Genomic DNA, 16,839 nt, shown 5'->3' with positions numbered 1-16,839 from the left:
GAAGGCACCGTCGCGCTGTCACCTTCCCGGCGCGATGCGACTTGAAGAGAGTCTCATGACGTCATTGACTCAGGATCCACTGCTGTGGGTCTTGTTGGTGGTGCTCATCGCCGCGGTCGCCGCGGTGATGCGGGCCCGGAGAACCAATATGGCGCTCCGAAGAACGAAGAAGGACCTGGAGGCAGGACTCGGCGAGGCCCGCGGCGATGTCGGCGAGCTCCACGCGCACATCGCCACGCTGACCGCCCAGCACCAGCGCGACCTCGCGGACGTCCGGGCGGACGCGGAGGCGGCGACCAAGGCGGTGCTCAAGTCCGCGATGGGAACGCTCCAGTCGCTCGCGGAGGAGCAGCAGGTACTCCTCGACAGCCTGCTGAAGAAGTACGGCGACACCACCGAGGTCCTGGCCGACCTGATGACGGTCGACCACACCGGCAGCCAGTTCGGCCGCCGCGCCAAGGGCATCTCCGTGCTGTGCGGCGGCTGGCTGGGCCGGCGGGAGGGCGCCGCCACGGTCTACGACGTCGCGCGCAGCGCCCAGGGCCGGATCAAGGACTTCAACCGGGTCGGCGTCCACTCGCAGGTGAACGTCTCCCTCGTCGGCAAGGCCGTCGAGCCGGTGGCCGTCGTGCTGGCCGAGCTGCTGGACAACGCGACGAACTACAGTGCGCCCGGCACCCCGGTCGAGGTCAACATCCAGACCGTACCGACCGGTGTGTGCTTCATCGTCGACGACGCCGGGCTCGGCATGGACCAGGAGACGAAGGACCGGGCGGCGGCCCTGCTGTCGGTCGACGGTCCGGTCGACATCACCGGTCTCGGCGATCCGCCGCGGTTCGGCTTCGCCGTGTGCGGCATGCTCGCCGCCCGCTACGGCTTCGCCGTCTCCGTCGGTTCCGTGTCCCCCTACGGCGGAGTGCGTGCAGTGATCCGTGTGCCCGAAAGTCTCCTCGCGCCCGACGCGCCCGCCCCCGCGGCCGACGCCCAGGACGCCACGGGTCCGGAGGCGGCCCCCCAGCGGCTGGCGCCGGTCCCGGTGGTCGGCCCCACCCACGTCGTGGGGACGACCTCGGGAGGTCTGCCCAAACGCCGCCGACGCAGCGGCCCCGTCACGGTCGTCCCGGCACTCGACGCCACCGCCGGTCAGGAGGTCACGCCCGAGCCCGTCAGCGAGGTGACGGCGTCCCGGCTCGGCGCGTTCGCGCGCGGAACCCAGCTCGGGCGCACCACGAACACCACGGAAGGACCTGACAACAAGTGAACATCGACCTGTCCTGGGTGCTGAACGACGTGCTCGAGGTGCGCGGAGCCCGGCACGCGATCCTCGTCTCGGGCGACGGCCTGCTGCTGCAGCGCTCGGACGAGATCGGGCGGGACGACGCCGAGACGAACGCCGCCGCGATGAGCTCCATGCAGTCGCTGAGCCGGGCCGTCGCCGGGTTCGTGGGAGCGGGACACGGGATCTGGAAGCAGACGCTGCTGGAGTACGACGGCGGCTGGATCTTCCTGATCGCCGCCGGCCAGGGCTCCTACCTCGCCGTCTCCGCCGCGCTGGACGTCGACATGGAGGCCATGTCGTTCCGCATGCAGAAGACGGTCACGGGCCTGAGCAAGGCGATGAGCGTGGCGCCCCGCTCGGACAACGGTGCCGGCGCATGACGACCCCCGGCGAGGAAGCCTCCGTCACCAGCGACTTCGTCCGCTCCTACGTCATCACCGGCGGCCGGACGCTGCCGGACTCGGACGACCTGGCGCTGCACACCCTGGTCACCATCGCTCCCGACCGGACACCCCCGCTGGGAGCCGGCCCCGAGGTGACGGCGATCTGGAAGCTGTGCGCGGGCGGCTACCTGTCGGTCGCCGAAGTGGCCGGCCACCTGGGACTGCCGGTGGGGGTGGCCCGGCTGCTGCTGACCGATTTATTCGAGCAGGGACACCTCCTGCGCCGCGCCGAGCCGCCCCGGGCTCAGAACGTTGACAGAGCGACCCTGGAAAAGGTTCTGAATGGACTCCAATCCCTCATCGGCTGAGACGGCCCCCGGCTCCATCTACGTCTCCAGCGCGGTGACCAACGCTGCCAAGATCCTGGTCGTCGGGCATTTCGCCGTGGGCAAGACGACCTTCATCGGCTCCCTGTCGGAGATCACCCCGCTGCGCACCGAGGAGAAGATGACGCAGGCGTCGCTCCACGTGGACGACCTCAGGGGCGTGGCCGACAAGACCACCACCACCGTGGCCCTGGACTTCGGCCGGCTCACGCTCAGCGACGACCTCGTGCTGTACCTGTTCGGCACCCCCGGACAGCAGCGCTTCATGCAGCTGTGGGAGGACATGGCCCGCGGGGCGCTGGGGGCGCTGCTCCTGGTCGACCCCGCCCGGCTGGAGGAGACGTTCCCCGTCATCGACCTCGTCGAGCGGTACGGCCTGGAGTACGCCATCGCGGTCAACAGCTTCGAGGCGGGCTCGGCGTACGAGGAGGCGGAGGTGCGCGAGGCCCTCGACCTGCTTCCGGACACCCCCGTCGTCTACTGCGACGCCCGTGACCGGCAGTCCTCCGCCCACGCGCTGATCGCGCTCGTGCGGCACCTGCTCACCCGGGCCGCCTGACACGGCCGCCCCGCACGCCCATCCCCCGATCCCAGGCTCAGGCCCTCCGCCCGGGCCCGGGACCTCTGCCGGGACCCCGGCCCGGCACCACCCCCCGGCCCCCGGCCCGGACGGCCCCGGCCCCGGCCGGACCCATCCGCCCGGAGCCTCGGCCCGGAGCCAGCAGAAGGAACCCCATGGACCGCCAGTCAGCCCCCGCCCCCGCCGGCGCCAGATGCCCCATGCACGACGCCGCGTTCGCCGCCGATCCGCAGCAGGTCTACGACCGGCTGCGCGCCCACGGCCCGGCCGGACCGGTCGAACTCGCCCCCGGCGTCGACGCGACCCTGGTCGTCGGCCACGAGATGGCACTGCGCGTGCTGCAGAACTCCACGCTCTTCGCCCGGGACGCCCGCCGGTGGAAGGCGCTCAACGAAGGGCGCATCGGGCTGGACAGCCCGGTGCTGCCGATGATGGCGTACCGGCCCAACTGCCTGTTCACCGACGGCGCCGTGCACCTGCGGCTGCGCAAGGCCGTCACGGACAGCCTGGCCCGGCTCAACATCACCCGCATCCGCCGCGACGTCGAGCCCATCGCCGACTACCTCATCGACCAGTTCAGCGAGCGCGGCCGGGCCGACCTCCTCAACGACTACGCCAAGCTGCTGCCGCTGCTGCTGTTCAACAAGCTCTTCGGCTGCCCGGCGGACATCGGCGACACCCTCACCAGCGCCATGTCGGCGATCTTCGACGGCAAGGACGCCCTGCGCGCCAACGAGGAACTCACCGCCTGCCTGATGGAGCTGATCGCCCTCAAGCGCCGCCAGCCCGGTGACGACGTCACCTCCTGGCTGATCCAGCACCCCGCCGGGCTCACCGACGAGGAACTCAAGGATCAGCTGGTCATGCTGATGGGCGCCGGCGTGGAGCCCGAGCGCAACCTCATCGGCAACGCCCTGCTCCTGCTGCTGTCGCCCGACAGGAGCGGGCGCGACTCCGGGCTGCTGGTCGAGGAGGCGATCGACGACGTGCTGTGGAACCAGACGCCCATCGCCAACTACGCCACCCACTACCCGGTGCAGGACGTGGACCTCGGGGGAGTGGTGGCCGAGGCCGGCACGCCGGTCGTCATCAGCTTCGCCGCGGCCAACAGCGATCCGGCGCTGGCCGAAGCCCGCCTGAAGCGCGGCAAGGGCGCCCACCTGGCCTGGGGGGCCGGCCCGCACGCGTGCCCGGCCAAGGACCCGGCGCAGGTCATCGCCGTCACCGCGATCGAGAAGATCCTCAACGCCCTGCCCGACCTCACCCTCGCCGTCGCCGAGAAGGAGCTGGCATGGCGGCCGGGGCCGTTCCACCGGGCCCTGGTCGCGCTGCCCGTGGCCTTCAGCCCGACCCCGGCCACCCGCATGGTCAACGCCCTCCGGAACCGCACCGGCTCCGCCGCGGCGGAGCAGCCGCTGCCCACGGTCCCGGCCTCCGCCGCTTCCGCCGGTCGCCAGGAGCCGGCCAGGAAGAAGGGATTCTGGAGCAGTTTCCTGGACATTTTCCGGGTCTGATGTGCGGCATGTGACAGGAGCAACACTGACAGGCGCATGACGAAGGAGAGGGGAAGGGTAGGTTCCGGCGGTAACGGTAGCGCCCAGCAGAGGAGCTTCGCGTGACCGCCGTTGGCGTCATACGCGGTACCACCCCCGACCGCCGAGTCGTCATCCCCCTCCTTCGCCGCCTGAGGTCCGGCGAGGGACTGGCCGACCCCCGCCCCGTCTGGGAGGAGCTGCGCGCACTGGGCGATGTGGTGCCCGCGCCCTGGGGCGGGTACTTCGTGACCGGATTCGAGGCGTGCAGCCAGGTGCTGCGCGGCAGGAACTGGCGCGTCCCCGACTTCGACTGGCAGGAGCGCCAGCCCGACCCGAGGCGCTGGCGGGAGCCGGCGACGCGGGAGATGACGCGGACCCTCTCCCGCCTCAACCCGCCCGTGCACACCTTCCAGCGGCGCGCTCTGGGCAACCTCTTCGACCGGGGCACCCTGGAGGCCATGCGGCCCCGGATCGCCGGCCACGTCACCCGGCTCCTGGACCGCCTCGCCCTGCAACTGCGCACCCGCGGCGAGGCCGACTTCGCCGGCACGGTCGGCGACCGGCTGCCGATCCACACCGTCGGCCAGTGGCTCGCCATCCCGGCCGAGCACTACCCGCGGATCCTGGACTTCACCCACCGCCAGGTCCACGCCCAGGAACTCCTGCCCACCAAGAGCGAACTGGCCGTCTCCGCCCAGGCCACCCTGGAGATGAGGGCCTACTTCACCCGCCTGATCGCCCACCGGCGCCGCCACCTTGGCAACGATGTCCTCTCCGGCTGGATCCGCTACTGGGACGCTCAGTACCCCGACGACCGCGCGGCGGCGGACCAGACGCTCTACGACCTGACGATGTTCATCACCATCGCGTCCCTGGAGACCACCGCCACCCTGCTGACCAACGCCGTGTGGTTCCTCACCCGGGACCCGGCCCTGGCCGACCGGCTGCGCCGGCACCCCGAACACATCGACGCCGCGATCGACGAGGTGCTGCGCTACGACCCGCCCATCCACCTCAACTCCCGGTACGCCGCCGACGACACCCTCCTCGCCGGCGTCCCCGTCGCCAAGGACACCACCGTCCACGTCCTCTACGGCGCCGCCAACCACGACCCGCGCCGCAACGCGAACCCGCACGTGTTCGACATCGGCCGCAAGGGCGCCCACCTCACCTTCGGCGGCGGGGCCCACTACTGCCTCGGCATGGCCCTGGCCCGGCTGGAGGCCCGCCTGCTCCTCAGCGAGCTGCTGGAACGATTCCCCACTCTGCGGCCGGCCGCGGGCCCGACGTATGCGCGCCGGATGGTCTTCCGGCGCGTCACCTCCCTCATGGTGACCGCGTGACCCCTTGGAGGCGAACTCCCCGCACCTGACGGCAGACCCGCCCGGAACCGACGACGACATGACTCCCCGGAAAGCGACGACATGACCGCCCTCCCCCTCACGGCTCTCCCGGCCGGCCCCGTACGGCAGACCCTGCGGACCCACCGGGAGGGGCCGGTCCTCACCATCGAGCTGAACACCCCCGAGCACGGCAACACCGTCACCGACGCCCTGCTGGACGACCTCCTGGCCGTCCTCCAGGGCCAGGACCCGGCGGTCCGCGTGCTCGTCCTCACCGGGAGCGGCGACGACTTCAGCCTCGGCGGGGACCGCGGCGAGTTCGCCCGGCACCTCGCCGCCGATCCCACCGGCAGCGGCATCCGCGTCTCGGGGACCAAGGCGCGGCGGGTCTGCGACGCCCTGACCGGGAACCCGGCCGTCACCATCGCCCGCGTCCACGGCAAGGCCATCGGGGCGGGCATGGCCCTGGCACTCGCCTGCGACCTGCGGGTCGGCTCCGAGGGCGCGACCTTCCGGCTGCCCGAACTGGCCCTCGGGCTCCCCACCGCCTGGGGCGGCCTGCTGCCCCGGCTCATCAACGAGGTGGGCGCCGCCCGCGTACGCGAACTCGTCCTCACCGGCCGGGCGTTCGGCGCGGCGGAAGCCCACTCGCTGTCCATCCTGCAGAAGGTCGTGCCGGCTCACCAGCTGGACGCGGCCGTCGACGCCTGGGCCAGGCCCGTCGTCCGCCGCCCCCCGGCGGCGCTGCGCGTCACCAAGACCCTGCTGAACTCCCTCTCGGCCGCCTCCCGGATGGCCGACGTCTCGGCGCTGGACGCGGAACTGCTGGCAGCGGTCCTGTCCGAGGCGCAGCACGCCGGCGGCGGCTGATCACCGCCGGGCCACGTACCTGTCCAAGGACGTCACCGCGTCGCGGAAGGCGCGCCCCAGGCCCGCCCGGGCCAGCGTGAGGACGAACCGGAACGGCGCCGTCCCGTCGGCGGCGAAGGTCCACTGCACACGCGTGCCGGTGTCCCGGGGCGTCAGGCGCCACTCCTCGGCCAGGGCACGGGCGCCCGGCGCGTTGGTGCTGTCGACGCGGTAGGCGTACACCTCGGGGGCCTTCGCGACGAGCACCGTCTCCGCGAACCGCCCCCCGCCCCAGAGCCGGATCTCCCGCCCGGAGCCGCCGTCGGTGGCCCGGGCGAGCGTCACCGCCGCGAACCACTCGGCCCAGCCGGGCACGTCCTCGGCGAGCGCGCGGTAGACCCGCTCGGGCGGGGCGGAGATGTTCCGCGCGAAGACCATGCGTACGGGGGCGGTCCCGATGAAGCCGGGATCCACCGGGCGCAGCCGACGAGCCATGGACGAAACCCCCTCGTGACACGGGCGCGGGTCGGTTGACCGGGCATCGTCAACCGGACACCCGTCAGCCTAGCTGACGGGCTCTCAGATGTCTGCGCCGTCCTCGTCCCCGGGCTCGCCCGCCACCAGCACCCGCAGATGCTCGGAGATCTCCGCCCGCGCCTCGGCGGGCAGGCCGGCGTCGGTCACCAGCGTGTCCACCTGCTCCAGCGCGGCGAACGAACTCAGGCCCACCACACCCCACTTGGTGTGGTCCGCGACCACCACGACCCGGCGCGCGGAATGCACCAGCCGCCGGTTGGTCTCGGCCTCCGCGAGGTTCGGCGTGGACAGACCGGCCTCCACCGATATCCCGTGCACCCCGAGGAAGAGCAGGTCGAAGTGGAGCGCGGCGATCGCCTGGTCGGCGACCGGCCCCACCAGCGAGTCCGACGGGGTGCGCACCCCGCCGGTCAGCACCACCGTCGCCGACCCCTGCCGCTGCCCCGCGGTGCGCTGTGCCGAGTGGAAGACGTCCGCGACCCGCACCGAGTTCGTCACCACGGTCAGGTCGGGCACCTCCAGCAGGTGCTGCGCGAGCGCGTACGTCGTCGTACCGCCGGACAGGGCGATCGCCGCCCCCGGGCTGACCAGGCGGGCCGCGGCGCGCGCGATGTCCTCCTTGGCGGTCAGCTCCAGCCCCGACTTCGCCTCGAACCCCGGCTCGTGCGTGCTCGCCTCGACCACCGGCACCGCGCCGCCGTGCACCTTCTCCAGCACGCCCTGGCGGGCGAGCGCGTCCAGATCGCGGCGCACCGTCATGTCCGAGACACCGAGCTTGCGGGTCAGCTCGTTGACCCGTACCCCGCCCCGGCGCCGGACCTCGTCCACGATCAGGGCGCGGCGCTGCTCCGCGAGGAGGTTCTGATTCTCGCTCACGTACGCTCCGGTCCTTTCGCCGCCATCCGTCCGACACGCCCGGCGCACCGGCTCCGACCAGGAACGTCCCTCTGTCCGCCAGTGTGCGGGCGTCCCATCTTTTCACGGGTCGGCACCGGTTGCGCCACCGCGTCGCGACCCGTCCGGCGGCACTCGGTTCGGGGAGATTCCGTGACGAGAGGTGTACCCGGCCGCCGGACCGGAGATCCTGGAGCGCGCACGGCACAGGCGTCAGGGCGTCATGGGGGAAGTGCGAGAACAGTGGAACGCGCGCGGGAACACCCGGCGGGGCAGCGGGAGCGGCGTCCCGCCGGGCCGTACGAGGGCCGGTCCGGGGAGCCGCCGGAGACCGAACTGGAACTGCTGGTGCACGGGGTCGGCGGGACCACGCCGGAGAAGATGCTCGGTGATCCGCGCACGGTCCGGGTCACCGGCGACGACACGGCCGCCGTCTTCCGGCGCGCCGGGGACACCGGGGCCGCCCCGGACGGGAGCGGCGCAGGGGGAGCAGCGGAGCGGCAGCGCGGGCGGGAGCCGCGGAGCGGACCGGTCCGGGAGGCGTACGTCTGGTGCAACCTCACCTCCGGCGACGGCAGCCGCGCCCTGTGGCTGTTGCTGCTGCCGTTCATGGTGGTGAACCTCGCCCACTGGATGCGCCCCGCCGGACCCGGCCGGCCGCGTGTGGTCCGGCTCTACGGCCTCCTGGTGCGTCTGTCCGCCCTCACCCTGACCGTGCTGCTGGTGGCCGCCGCCTGCGAGGTGGCGCTCGACCTGGTCGCCTGGCAGTGCGCCGGCGTCCAGGCCTGCGTCCGCCGCCACTCCTGGCTGGACTTCCTGTCGCCCGCGGCCGGCGGCTGGTGGGGTGCCCCCGGCCGCCGGCTCGCCCTCGCGGCGGCACTGCCGCTCTCGCTGACCGGCCTGCTGTGGTACCTCTCCCACCGCACCTGGCGCGCCTACGAGTCCCACCGACCGCTGCCCCGTGCCCCGGAACCGGCTGGTGACGAGCAGGGGCCGGCCGGCGAGGGAGCCGGCTCGGGCGGGGCGGAGTCGCCCGGTGACGACGCCGGTTCCGCCGCGCACGGCAGCGCGCTGGTGCGGCCCGGGTTCTGGTACGGGCGCCGCCTGGTCGCCCGGCTGCGCGCCGCGCACACCGCGGCCGGCCTGCTCACGGTGGCCGGCGCCGTCACCACCCCGGCGGTCCGTTTCGACCACCGGCCCGGCGGGCCCGCGGTCCCGGACGTGCTCGGCCTGCTGCTGGCGGCGGCCCTGCTCGTCTGCGGGGCGGCGGTGGTCGCGGTGGTCTGCCGCCGGGGCCGCAGCGAGAGACGGCCGGACCAGCGGCTCGACCGGCACGTCGTACGCGGCCTGCCGCTCGCCGCGCTCGCCCTGCTGCTGCTCGCACTGGTGTACACCGGCTGGTCCCGGCCCGGCTGGCGGTCCACCGGCCGGCTGCCCGGCGACCCCTCCTTCGGCGCCCTCATGCTGGCCCAGGGCGTGCTCGTCGTCGCCCTCGCCGCCGTGGCCGGATACCTGCACCGGCGCCGCCCCGACCCGCGCGCCGCGATGCACGGGCTCGGCGGTCCCGCCGTCGCCCTGCTCGCCTGTGCGCTGGGCGGCGTGATCTCCGGCGGGGTCGCCCAGCGCGTGGCCGACTGGCTGGACGGCACCCGCGCCGTGCTCACCGGCCCGCCGGTGCTGCTGACCTGGCAGGCGTCCGTCATCCCGCCGCTCCTCACCATCCTGCTGCTCCTGACCGCCGGGCTCGCCCTGCACACCGCCCGGCTCGCCCGCGCCGAACGCGACCGGGTCCGCCGCGAGCACCCCGGCGAGCCCGAGGACCCGTCCCGCACCCGCGCCATCGCCCACGCGCGGGCCATGGCCACCCTCACCGACCGGGCGCCGCTCGTCGTCGCCGTGCTGACCGCCACCACCCTGGTCCTGGGCTCCGTGGCGCTGGCCGGAGCCCTGGTCACGAGGAAGACGCCCGACGGGGCCGCGCACCACACCCACCACCTCATGCGGGCCGTGGCCGAGACCTCGCAGGCGCTCGGCTCCTGGCTGGTCGGCCTCGGCTTCCTGCTGTTCGTGACCTGGGGCAGGCGCGCCTACAAGGACGCCTCTGCCCGGCGCACCATCGGCATCCTCTGGGACGTCGGCACCTTCTGGCCGCGCGCCGCCCACCCCTTCGCACCGCCCTGCTACGCCGAGCGCGCGGTACCGGACCTGACCTGGCGCATGGCCACCTGGACCCGGCGCACCGGGGGCCGGTTGGTGCTGTCCGGCCACTCCCAGGGCAGCGTCCTCGCCGCCGCGGCGGCCTGGCAGCTCCCGCCGTCCGTACGCGGGCGGGTCGCCCTGCTCACCTACGGCTCCCCGCTGGAACGCCTGTACGGCCGCTGGTTCCCGGCCCACTTCGGCCCGCCGGCCCTGGCCGCCCTGCACCACGACATCGACTGCTGGCGCAACCTCTACCGGCGGACCGACCCCATCGGCGGCCCCGTCCGCGTCCCCGACGGCACCTGCGACGTGGACCACGAGCCCCTGCGGGACCCCCTCGCCTACGGCCGCACCCCGGACCATCCGCTCCCGGCCCCGATCCTCGGCCACTCCGACTACCAGTCGGACCCCGCCTTCACCCGCGAGCGGACCCGCCTGCTGACCCGCCTCCACCCGGAGCTGCCGGGCCAGCGCCCCAAGACCGAGCCCGAGCCCGGGGACGAGGCCGCCGCCCCCCAGGCGTGACCTGGCGGCCGCGGGACGGCTCAGGGCAGGTCCGGCAGGTCCTCCGCGTAGAGCAGCGTCAGGTCGTCGGTGGTCGGGTCGGGCAACTGGGCGACGCGGCTCGCGTGGCGCTCCACCATCGCCTCGAAGGTCTGCCGGGCGGTGCGGCCGTTGCCGAACGCCGGGCCCTTCGGGATCGCCGTGAAGTACTTCAGCAGCGCCTCTGCCGCGCCCGGCGCCAGCCGGTACTCGTGCTCGTCGGCCTGCTGCTCCACGATCCGCAGCAGTTCCTCGGGGCCGTAGTCACCGAAGGTGATGGTGCGGGAGAAGCGGGAGGCGACGCCCGGGTTGACGGACAGGAAGCGCTCCATCTCCGCGGTGTACCCGGCGACGATCACCACCACCGCGTCCCGGTGGTCCTCCATCAGCTTCACCAGCGTGTCGATGGCCTCCTTGCCGAAGTCCCGCCCGGCGTCCTCCGGGGACAGCGCGTACGCCTCGTCGATGAACAGCACGCCACCGCGGGCCCGCTCGAAGGCCTCCTGGGTGCGGATCGCCGTGGAACCGATGTGCTCGCCGACCAGGTCGACCCGGGACACCTCCACGAGATGCCCCTTCTCCAGCACGTCCAGCGAGGCGAGGATCTCGCCGTAGAGCCGGGCGACCGTCGTCTTGCCGGTGCCGGGGGAGCCGGTGAAGACAAGGTGCCGCTTGACGGAGGCCGCCTTCAGCCCCGCCCGCTGCCGGCGCCGGCCCACCTCGATCATGTCGATCAGCGCCCGCACCTCGCGCTTGACGCTCTCCAGGCCGACCAGCGCGTCGAGTTCCCCGAGCACGTCCTTCGAGGTGCGTGGCGGCTTGACCGGCTCCACCACGGCCACGGTCGGCGCCTGCTCCGCCGCCCGCTGCCCGGGGAGCGCGCCGAGCAGGCCCGCGGGCTGCGTCACCGTCTCCACGGCCGCCTCCCGGACCGCGGGCGGCCGGACGCCGCCGCTCTCGTCGCTGGTGCAGTCCTCCACGACCGGTCCGGTTCCGGGCCCGGCGTCCGGGCCGGCGTCGGCGAACTCGTACCCGCCGCGCGCGCACCGCTCCGTACGGCACTTGCGCAGCGTCGTACGGCAGCCGTCGATCACGTGGAAGCCGTAGCCGCCGCTGCCGGTGACCCGGCAGTTCAGGAAGCTGCCCCGGCCGCCCGCGGAGACGTAGAAACCGGCCTCGGCGGGGGAGTCGACCGTGCACCGCTCGATGGTCGGGTCGGCGCCCTTGGTGACGATCACACCGGTCTGGGTGCCGTCCAGGCTGCAGTTGTGGAGCGTGCCGCCGCTGCCGTGGTCACGGAACCAGGCACCGGTGGCCGCCTCCCTGATCCGGCAGTCGTCCAGTTGCGCGGTCGCCCCGTCGCTCACCGACACGGCCGTGTTGCGCACCTGCGACAGATCGCTGTCGACGACGTCCGCGCGGGAGCCGCGGTCCAGTACGAACAGCGCGTCCGGCACGTCGTGCACCCGGCAGGACTCCAGTACGGCGGTGGCCCCGTCGCTCACCCACACCGCCGGGTAGTCGCCGGTGCTGTCGAAGATCTCGCACTGGTTGGCGTCCACCCGGGTCCCCGGGTCCCACACCGACAGGCCGTTGCGCCCGAACCGGCGGACCGTCGTCCGGGTCAGCGTGAGCACCGAGCGGGAGCGCAGGTCGACCGCGTTCTCCGGGATGTCGTGGAGGTGGCAGTCGGCGAGCGTGAGCACCGCGTCGGTGTCCAGGGTGATGCCGTCGGCGGTGGTGCGGTGCACCTCGCAGTCGGTCAGGTGCGCGGTGGCCCGCTGGGTGACCTGCACCCCGGAGCCGCGCACCTCGTAGATCTCGCAGCCCACCGCCTCCAGCGAGGAGTTCTCGCCGGTCGCGGTCAGCCCGGTACCGGAGGCGTGGTGCACCCGGCAGCGCTCCAGCCGGGGATGGGCCCCGCCGCGCACCGCCACGCCCGCCTGCCCGGCCGCGACGACCTCGCACTCCTCGAACACCCCGCCCCCGCCGTCGAGTACGGCGATGCCGATGCCGGCCGGGTTGTCGACGGTGCACCGCCGCACGGTCGGGCGGGCGCCTCCGCGCACCTCGATGCCGGCGGCGGACCGCGTGACGATCCGCACGTCCATCAGCTCGGGCGTGCCCTCCTCGACGAGCAGCGCGGGTGCCGCCGCGTCCTGCCCCTCCACGTGCAGGTCCTGCACGACGGCCGAGGCCCGCACGGTGAGCGGGACGCCGTCCACCGGCGCGATCCGCACCGAGCCGGACGAGCCCTCGGGCCCACGGAGTGTCACCGCCCGCTGGACGACGAGGTTCTCCCGGTAGGTGCCGGGGGCGATGGTGAGGACGTCGCCGTCGGCGGCGGCCTCCAGGGCGGCGGCGAGCGATGCGTACTCACCCGTGCGGCGCCGCCACCGCGAAGTACCGGTGTGCGTCACCTGGACCGTGCCCTGTGCCATGGCGTTGCTGTGCCCCCACCTCGTCGTACTGATGGCTCGCTGTCCGCCGGGGCGCTGCCGCCGTACCTGGACCGCGGCCGTGCTCGGTCCCCCTGGACGTCAGCGCGCCGGCGCCCCTGGAGTCCTGTGCGCCCCGGGGTTCACGCACCCGCGGGTCGTCGCCGAATGCGCTTCGGCCGGTCCACCGTAGCGCGTGCGTGCACGCCGGGTTGACCAGAGCCGGAAGGCCGTCAGCTGCCGGTGCCCGCCTTGCCCCAGTCCGGGCCCGCCCGGTCCCAGGCCTGGTCCCAGCGCGCGTAGCGCCGGCGGACCAGGCGCCAGACGGCCAGGCGCCGGCCGCCCTCGACCAGGGCGGCGGTCAGCAGGGCCGCGCCGACTCCCGCGAGCACGGCGTGCGTCGTCGCCGTGGCGGAGTCCAGCGGGCGGGTCGTTATTCGGCCGTGCGGATCGGTCCAGAGCCGGAAGTGGTCCCCCTGGTGCGGGGACTTGAGGTCCGCGAGGACCGGGCCGTGCCGCGGTGTGCCGTCCGGAGCGGTCCAGTCCGCGAGGACGCGGCTGCCGGTCTGGCGCGTGGAAGCGGCGTCGGGGTCGGTCTCCTGCAGGGCCCCGCCCATGTCCCGCACCACGGTGGCCGTGACCGGATGGCGTGTGTGCCGCTGCTCCAGTACGGACCGCTGGAGCGAGTCCCGGGCGGCGGCACCGACCAGGCAGCCGGTCACGGGCGCGGCCACGGCGATGAGCAGCAGCGCCACCAGGGCCGCCCACGCCTCGGCCAGATCGGTCGCGCGGCACAGCGGATTGTGCCGCCAGCGCCACAGCCCACTGAGTGCTCGCATGCCCCACCCCCTTCCGGTCCGTCACGACCCCGGCATCCGCGCTCGGCCCCGGACCGGACCGGGTGAGAGCGCTTCCCGTCCGCCGCGGCACCTGACGGACGCGGCTCCTCACGAATTTCTCACGCTTGCCCAACGACCGGCACCCGCCCCCCGGTTCCCGGTCCGCCGGATCATCACCGGCGGCTGTGCGCGGGCCGGTGCCTACCCCAGCACCCGCACCGGGTCGCCGACCCTGATCGTGCCCGGTGAGAGGGGCACCAGGTTCAGCCCGAACAGCAGCCTGCCGCCGATCCTGCGGTGGCGCGCCAGAGTGCGCAGCGGTTCCCGGCCGCGTACGGCCGTGGCCTGGTCGGTGGTGGTCACCACGCACCGTCCGCTCGGCTTCGGGACCCGGAAGACGACCTCGCCGACGGCGATCCGCTCCCAGTGGTCCTCGGCCCACGGTTCGGTCCCCGCGACCACGACGTTCGGCCGGAACCGGTTCATGGGCAGCGGGCCCTCGTGCGCGTCCGGCCCCTGCGCGATCAGGGAGTTCAGGGCGTCCAGCGAGGCCACCGTGGTGACCAGCAGGGGATAGCCGTCGGCGAAGCTCACCGTCTCGCCGGGCAGCGCGTACTCGGGGTCGACCGGGCGGCGGGTGGCCGGGTCGTCCAGGTGGACCAGACGGACCCCGTACCCGAGGAAGGCGCTGCACCAGGCGTCCGCGGCCGGGTCGGCCGGGACCCCCTCCACCTTCGAGCCGAACACGTCCATCGGCACGGTCCCCGCCGGCTCCGGCACCGCGACCGCCAGCGGCGGCAGACCGGGCGCGGACAGACGCAGGCCGCCGCCGGCCAGAGGCTCGGCGGCGGCCAGGGCGAGACGCGGCCGGTCGCGCTGCGTGACGACCTTCCCCCCGTCGTCGATCAGCGCCCAGCGCCGGTCACCGGCCAGGCCCCAGGGCTCCACGACGGCCTCCCGGGGCGAGAGGCCCCGGAACGCCTTGACCGGGTGGACGTGGATCGACTCCACTTCGGCATGTCCCATGCCGTCCATCGTGCCAGGCGGCACGGACAGCCGGGACGCGGGCGGTCAGTACCCGCGGTACTGCTGGCTGTTGTACGGGTCCTGGTAGGGAGCCGGCGCGGGCCGCGGCGCGGCCGGGCGCATGGCCTCGTACCCGTTGCCCGGCGCCATCGGCCGCTGCTGCTGCGGGGCCTGCGGGCCGGGGTAGCCGCGCGGGGCGCTCGCCTGCTGCGGGATGTACGCCGTGGGCGCCTGCTGCAGCGGTGCGGGCTGCTGCTGCGGGTAGCCGTAGATGGGGGGCTGCTGCTGGGCCGGTGCCGCCGGGAGGGCGGGGAGGGCCGACGGCAGGGCGGGCAGGCTGTTGCTGCTGCCCGTGTCGTAGGCGGCGGGGACCCGGATCGGGGCGATCTGCGGGGTGCCCCGCTCGGCGACGAGCGAGTCGTAGATCGGGGTGTCCGGGAAGGAGGCGGAGTAGTAGCCGCCACCATAAGTGGAGCGGGGGGAGGTCATGGCACATAAGTTAAGCCCACGATGTGCTGGTTGGGGAGACCGATAAGAGGGTTGTTTTCCGTGTCGGTGGGAGCCTGGGATCCTCAATACGAGCGAACTTGGCAAAAAGGGACGCCGATCAACGTTTGGATCGTGTAAAGGCCGGGTTCGTCCCGGGTTACCGGCGGTTGACCGGCGATCTTCCTGCGCCTCTCATGGGCGTGCGGCGCACCCGGCCATAGGTTGTGCGGGAAGGGGTGACCCGGACGCGGGGCGAGACCCGGAAGCCGACACGTGAGGGGGCGGACATGTCGATGCCCAAAGGAGCCAACACAGCGGTGCCCACCACGGCGCTGCGCGTCGAAGTGGGCCGGCGCTCCGGCCCCGGGATCCCGGACGCCGACGCCTCGGCACTGCTGCTCGCCGACGGAAAGGTGCGCTCCGACGGGGACTTCGTCTTCTACAACCAGCCCGCCCACTCCTCCGGCGCGGTACGCCACGAGGGCAAGCGGACGACCGGCGGACGGGTCACCGACACCCTCTGGGTCGACCTCGCGCGCGTGGAGGGCGCCGTCGAACGCATCGTCCTCGCCGCCTCCGCCGACGGCGGCACCTTCGGACAGGTCCCGGACCTCTACGCCGAGGTGACCGACGCCGCCTCGGGCCAGGTGGTCGCCCGCTTCGACAGCCCCGGCGCGACCGTCGAGACGGCCTTCGTGCTCGGCGAGTTCTACCGCCGCCAGGGCGGCTGGAAGTTCCGTGCCGTCGGCCAGGGCTACAGCAGCGGACTCGAGGGCCTGGCAACGGACTTCGGCATCACCGTGGACGAACCGCAGCACACCGCGCCGCCGGCCGCGCCGGCCCCGGCCACCACCCCGCCGCGCCCCACCGCGCCGCCCCCGGCCCAGCCCGTCCGCCTCTCCAAGGTCACCCTCACCAAGGCGTCGCCCTCGGTCTCGCTGGCCAAGCAGGGCGGCACGTCCGGCGCGATGCGGGTGAACCTCAACTGGCAGACGCGCAAACGGTCCACGGGCCGGGGCCGCTGGGGCGGCGGTGGCGACATCGACCTCGACCTGTGCGCGCTGTACGAACTCGCCGACGGCCGCAAGGGAGTCGTACAGGCCCTCGGCAACGCCTTCGGCTCGCTCCACCGGCCGCCGTACATCCACCTCGACGGCGACGACCGCACCGGAGCCGTCGCGGCCGGCGAGAACCTCACCGTCAACCTCGACCACACGCGGGACTTCCGGCGCGTCCTCGTCTTCGTCACCATCTACGAGGGCGCCCGGTCCTTCGCCGACCTGCACGCCACCGTCACCCTCCAGCCGCAGCACGGCGCCCCCATCGAGTTTGCGCTGGACGAGTGCACCGTCGACTCCCCGGTGTGCGCGCTCGCGCTGATCACCAACACCGGCGGCGACCTGCTCGTCCGGCGCGAGGCCCGGTACCTGGTGCCGGACCGCGGGGTGAGCCCGCAGCGGACCGTGGACCGCGCCTACGGCTGGGGCATGAACTGGACGCCCGGCCGCAAGTGACCGGG

15 protein-coding genes are annotated in these 16,839 nt (G+C 73.7%); 9 read left to right on the top strand and 6 right to left on the bottom strand.

Annotated features, from left to right (window positions below):
- The first annotated feature begins 55 nt into the window (after positions 1–55).
- The 7 genes from AB0947_RS19320 to AB0947_RS19290 all read left to right on the top strand — a co-directional run bounded on the left by AB0947_RS19320 (position 56) and on the right by AB0947_RS19290 (position 6,376).
- The gene (locus AB0947_RS19320) at positions 56–1,261 is read left to right on the top strand and encodes an ATP-binding protein (RefSeq protein ID WP_366751538.1); all 1,206 of its coding nucleotides are present in this window, start codon (positions 56–58) and stop codon (positions 1,259–1,261) included.
- Positions 1,258–1,659, top strand: a complete 402-nt coding sequence (locus AB0947_RS19315; protein WP_366751537.1) for a roadblock/LC7 domain-containing protein — start codon at positions 1,258–1,260, stop codon at positions 1,657–1,659. The genes AB0947_RS19320 and AB0947_RS19315 overlap by 4 nt, the downstream gene beginning before the upstream one ends.
- Complete coding sequence (locus tag AB0947_RS19310) at positions 1,656–2,030, top strand: DUF742 domain-containing protein (protein ID WP_366751536.1); 375 nt, start codon at positions 1,656–1,658, stop codon at positions 2,028–2,030. The genes AB0947_RS19315 and AB0947_RS19310 overlap by 4 nt, the downstream gene beginning before the upstream one ends.
- The gene (locus tag AB0947_RS19305) at positions 2,005–2,607 is read left to right on the top strand and encodes an ATP/GTP-binding protein (protein ID WP_366751535.1); all 603 of its coding nucleotides are present in this window, start codon (positions 2,005–2,007) and stop codon (positions 2,605–2,607) included. Before AB0947_RS19310 ends, AB0947_RS19305 begins: the two co-directional genes overlap by 26 nt.
- 221 nt (positions 2,608–2,828) lie before the next feature.
- The gene (locus AB0947_RS19300; RefSeq protein WP_366751799.1) at positions 2,829–4,142 is read left to right on the top strand and encodes a cytochrome P450; all 1,314 of its coding nucleotides are present in this window, start codon (positions 2,829–2,831) and stop codon (positions 4,140–4,142) included.
- A gap of 101 nt (positions 4,143–4,243) precedes the next feature.
- On the top strand, positions 4,244–5,506 hold the full coding sequence (locus tag AB0947_RS19295; RefSeq protein ID WP_366751534.1) for a cytochrome P450: 1,263 nt from the start codon (positions 4,244–4,246) through the stop codon (positions 5,504–5,506).
- An 81-nt stretch (positions 5,507–5,587) separates the two neighbouring features.
- Complete coding sequence (locus AB0947_RS19290) at positions 5,588–6,376, top strand: enoyl-CoA hydratase/isomerase family protein (RefSeq protein ID WP_366751533.1); 789 nt, start codon at positions 5,588–5,590, stop codon at positions 6,374–6,376.
- Here AB0947_RS19290 and AB0947_RS19285 read toward each other — a convergent pair whose 3' ends face one another.
- Complete coding sequence (locus tag AB0947_RS19285; protein WP_366751532.1) at positions 6,377–6,850, bottom strand: SRPBCC family protein; 474 nt, start codon at positions 6,848–6,850, stop codon at positions 6,377–6,379.
- A gap of 84 nt (positions 6,851–6,934) precedes the next feature.
- On the bottom strand, positions 6,935–7,768 hold the full coding sequence (locus AB0947_RS19280; protein ID WP_366751531.1) for a DeoR/GlpR family DNA-binding transcription regulator: 834 nt from the start codon (positions 7,766–7,768) through the stop codon (positions 6,935–6,937).
- Positions 7,769–8,029: 261 nt separating this feature from the next.
- Here AB0947_RS19280 and AB0947_RS19275 point away from each other — a divergent pair, with 261 nt between their 5' ends.
- Positions 8,030–10,510, top strand: a complete 2,481-nt coding sequence (locus tag AB0947_RS19275; RefSeq protein ID WP_366751530.1) for a hypothetical protein — start codon at positions 8,030–8,032, stop codon at positions 10,508–10,510.
- Between the two features lie 20 nt (positions 10,511–10,530).
- On the opposite strand, the gene AB0947_RS19270 is transcribed toward AB0947_RS19275, so the two are convergent.
- The 4 genes from AB0947_RS19270 to AB0947_RS19255 form a co-directional block, all read right to left on the bottom strand.
- Positions 10,531–12,969: a right-handed parallel beta-helix repeat-containing protein gene (locus AB0947_RS19270; protein ID WP_366751529.1), complete on the bottom strand. Its 2,439-nt coding sequence runs from the start codon at positions 12,967–12,969 to the stop codon at positions 10,531–10,533.
- Positions 12,970–13,199: 230 nt separating this feature from the next.
- On the bottom strand, positions 13,200–13,805 hold the full coding sequence (locus tag AB0947_RS19265) for a hypothetical protein (RefSeq protein WP_366751528.1): 606 nt from the start codon (positions 13,803–13,805) through the stop codon (positions 13,200–13,202).
- Between the two features lie 201 nt (positions 13,806–14,006).
- Positions 14,007–14,831 (bottom strand): MOSC N-terminal beta barrel domain-containing protein, encoded by an 825-nt coding sequence (locus AB0947_RS19260; RefSeq protein WP_366751527.1) that lies wholly within the window; start codon positions 14,829–14,831, stop codon positions 14,007–14,009.
- A 45-nt stretch (positions 14,832–14,876) separates the two neighbouring features.
- Entirely contained in the window at positions 14,877–15,320 is a 444-nt protein-coding gene (locus tag AB0947_RS19255) for a DUF6643 family protein (RefSeq protein ID WP_366751526.1), read from the bottom strand.
- Positions 15,321–15,613: 293 nt separating this feature from the next.
- On the opposite strand from AB0947_RS19255, the gene AB0947_RS19250 reads away from it, so the two are divergent.
- Positions 15,614–16,834, top strand: a complete 1,221-nt coding sequence (locus AB0947_RS19250; protein ID WP_366751798.1) for a TerD family protein — start codon at positions 15,614–15,616, stop codon at positions 16,832–16,834.
- Positions 16,835–16,839: the final 5 nt, after the last annotated feature.

The organism is Streptomyces sp. NPDC047841 (assembly GCF_040704085.1).
GTDB classification, from domain to species: domain Bacteria; phylum Actinomycetota; class Actinomycetes; order Streptomycetales; family Streptomycetaceae; genus Streptomyces; species Streptomyces argyrophylli.
Note: the sequence above shows the minus strand (reverse complement) of the source record. Positions and strands in the feature narration are given on the sequence as shown.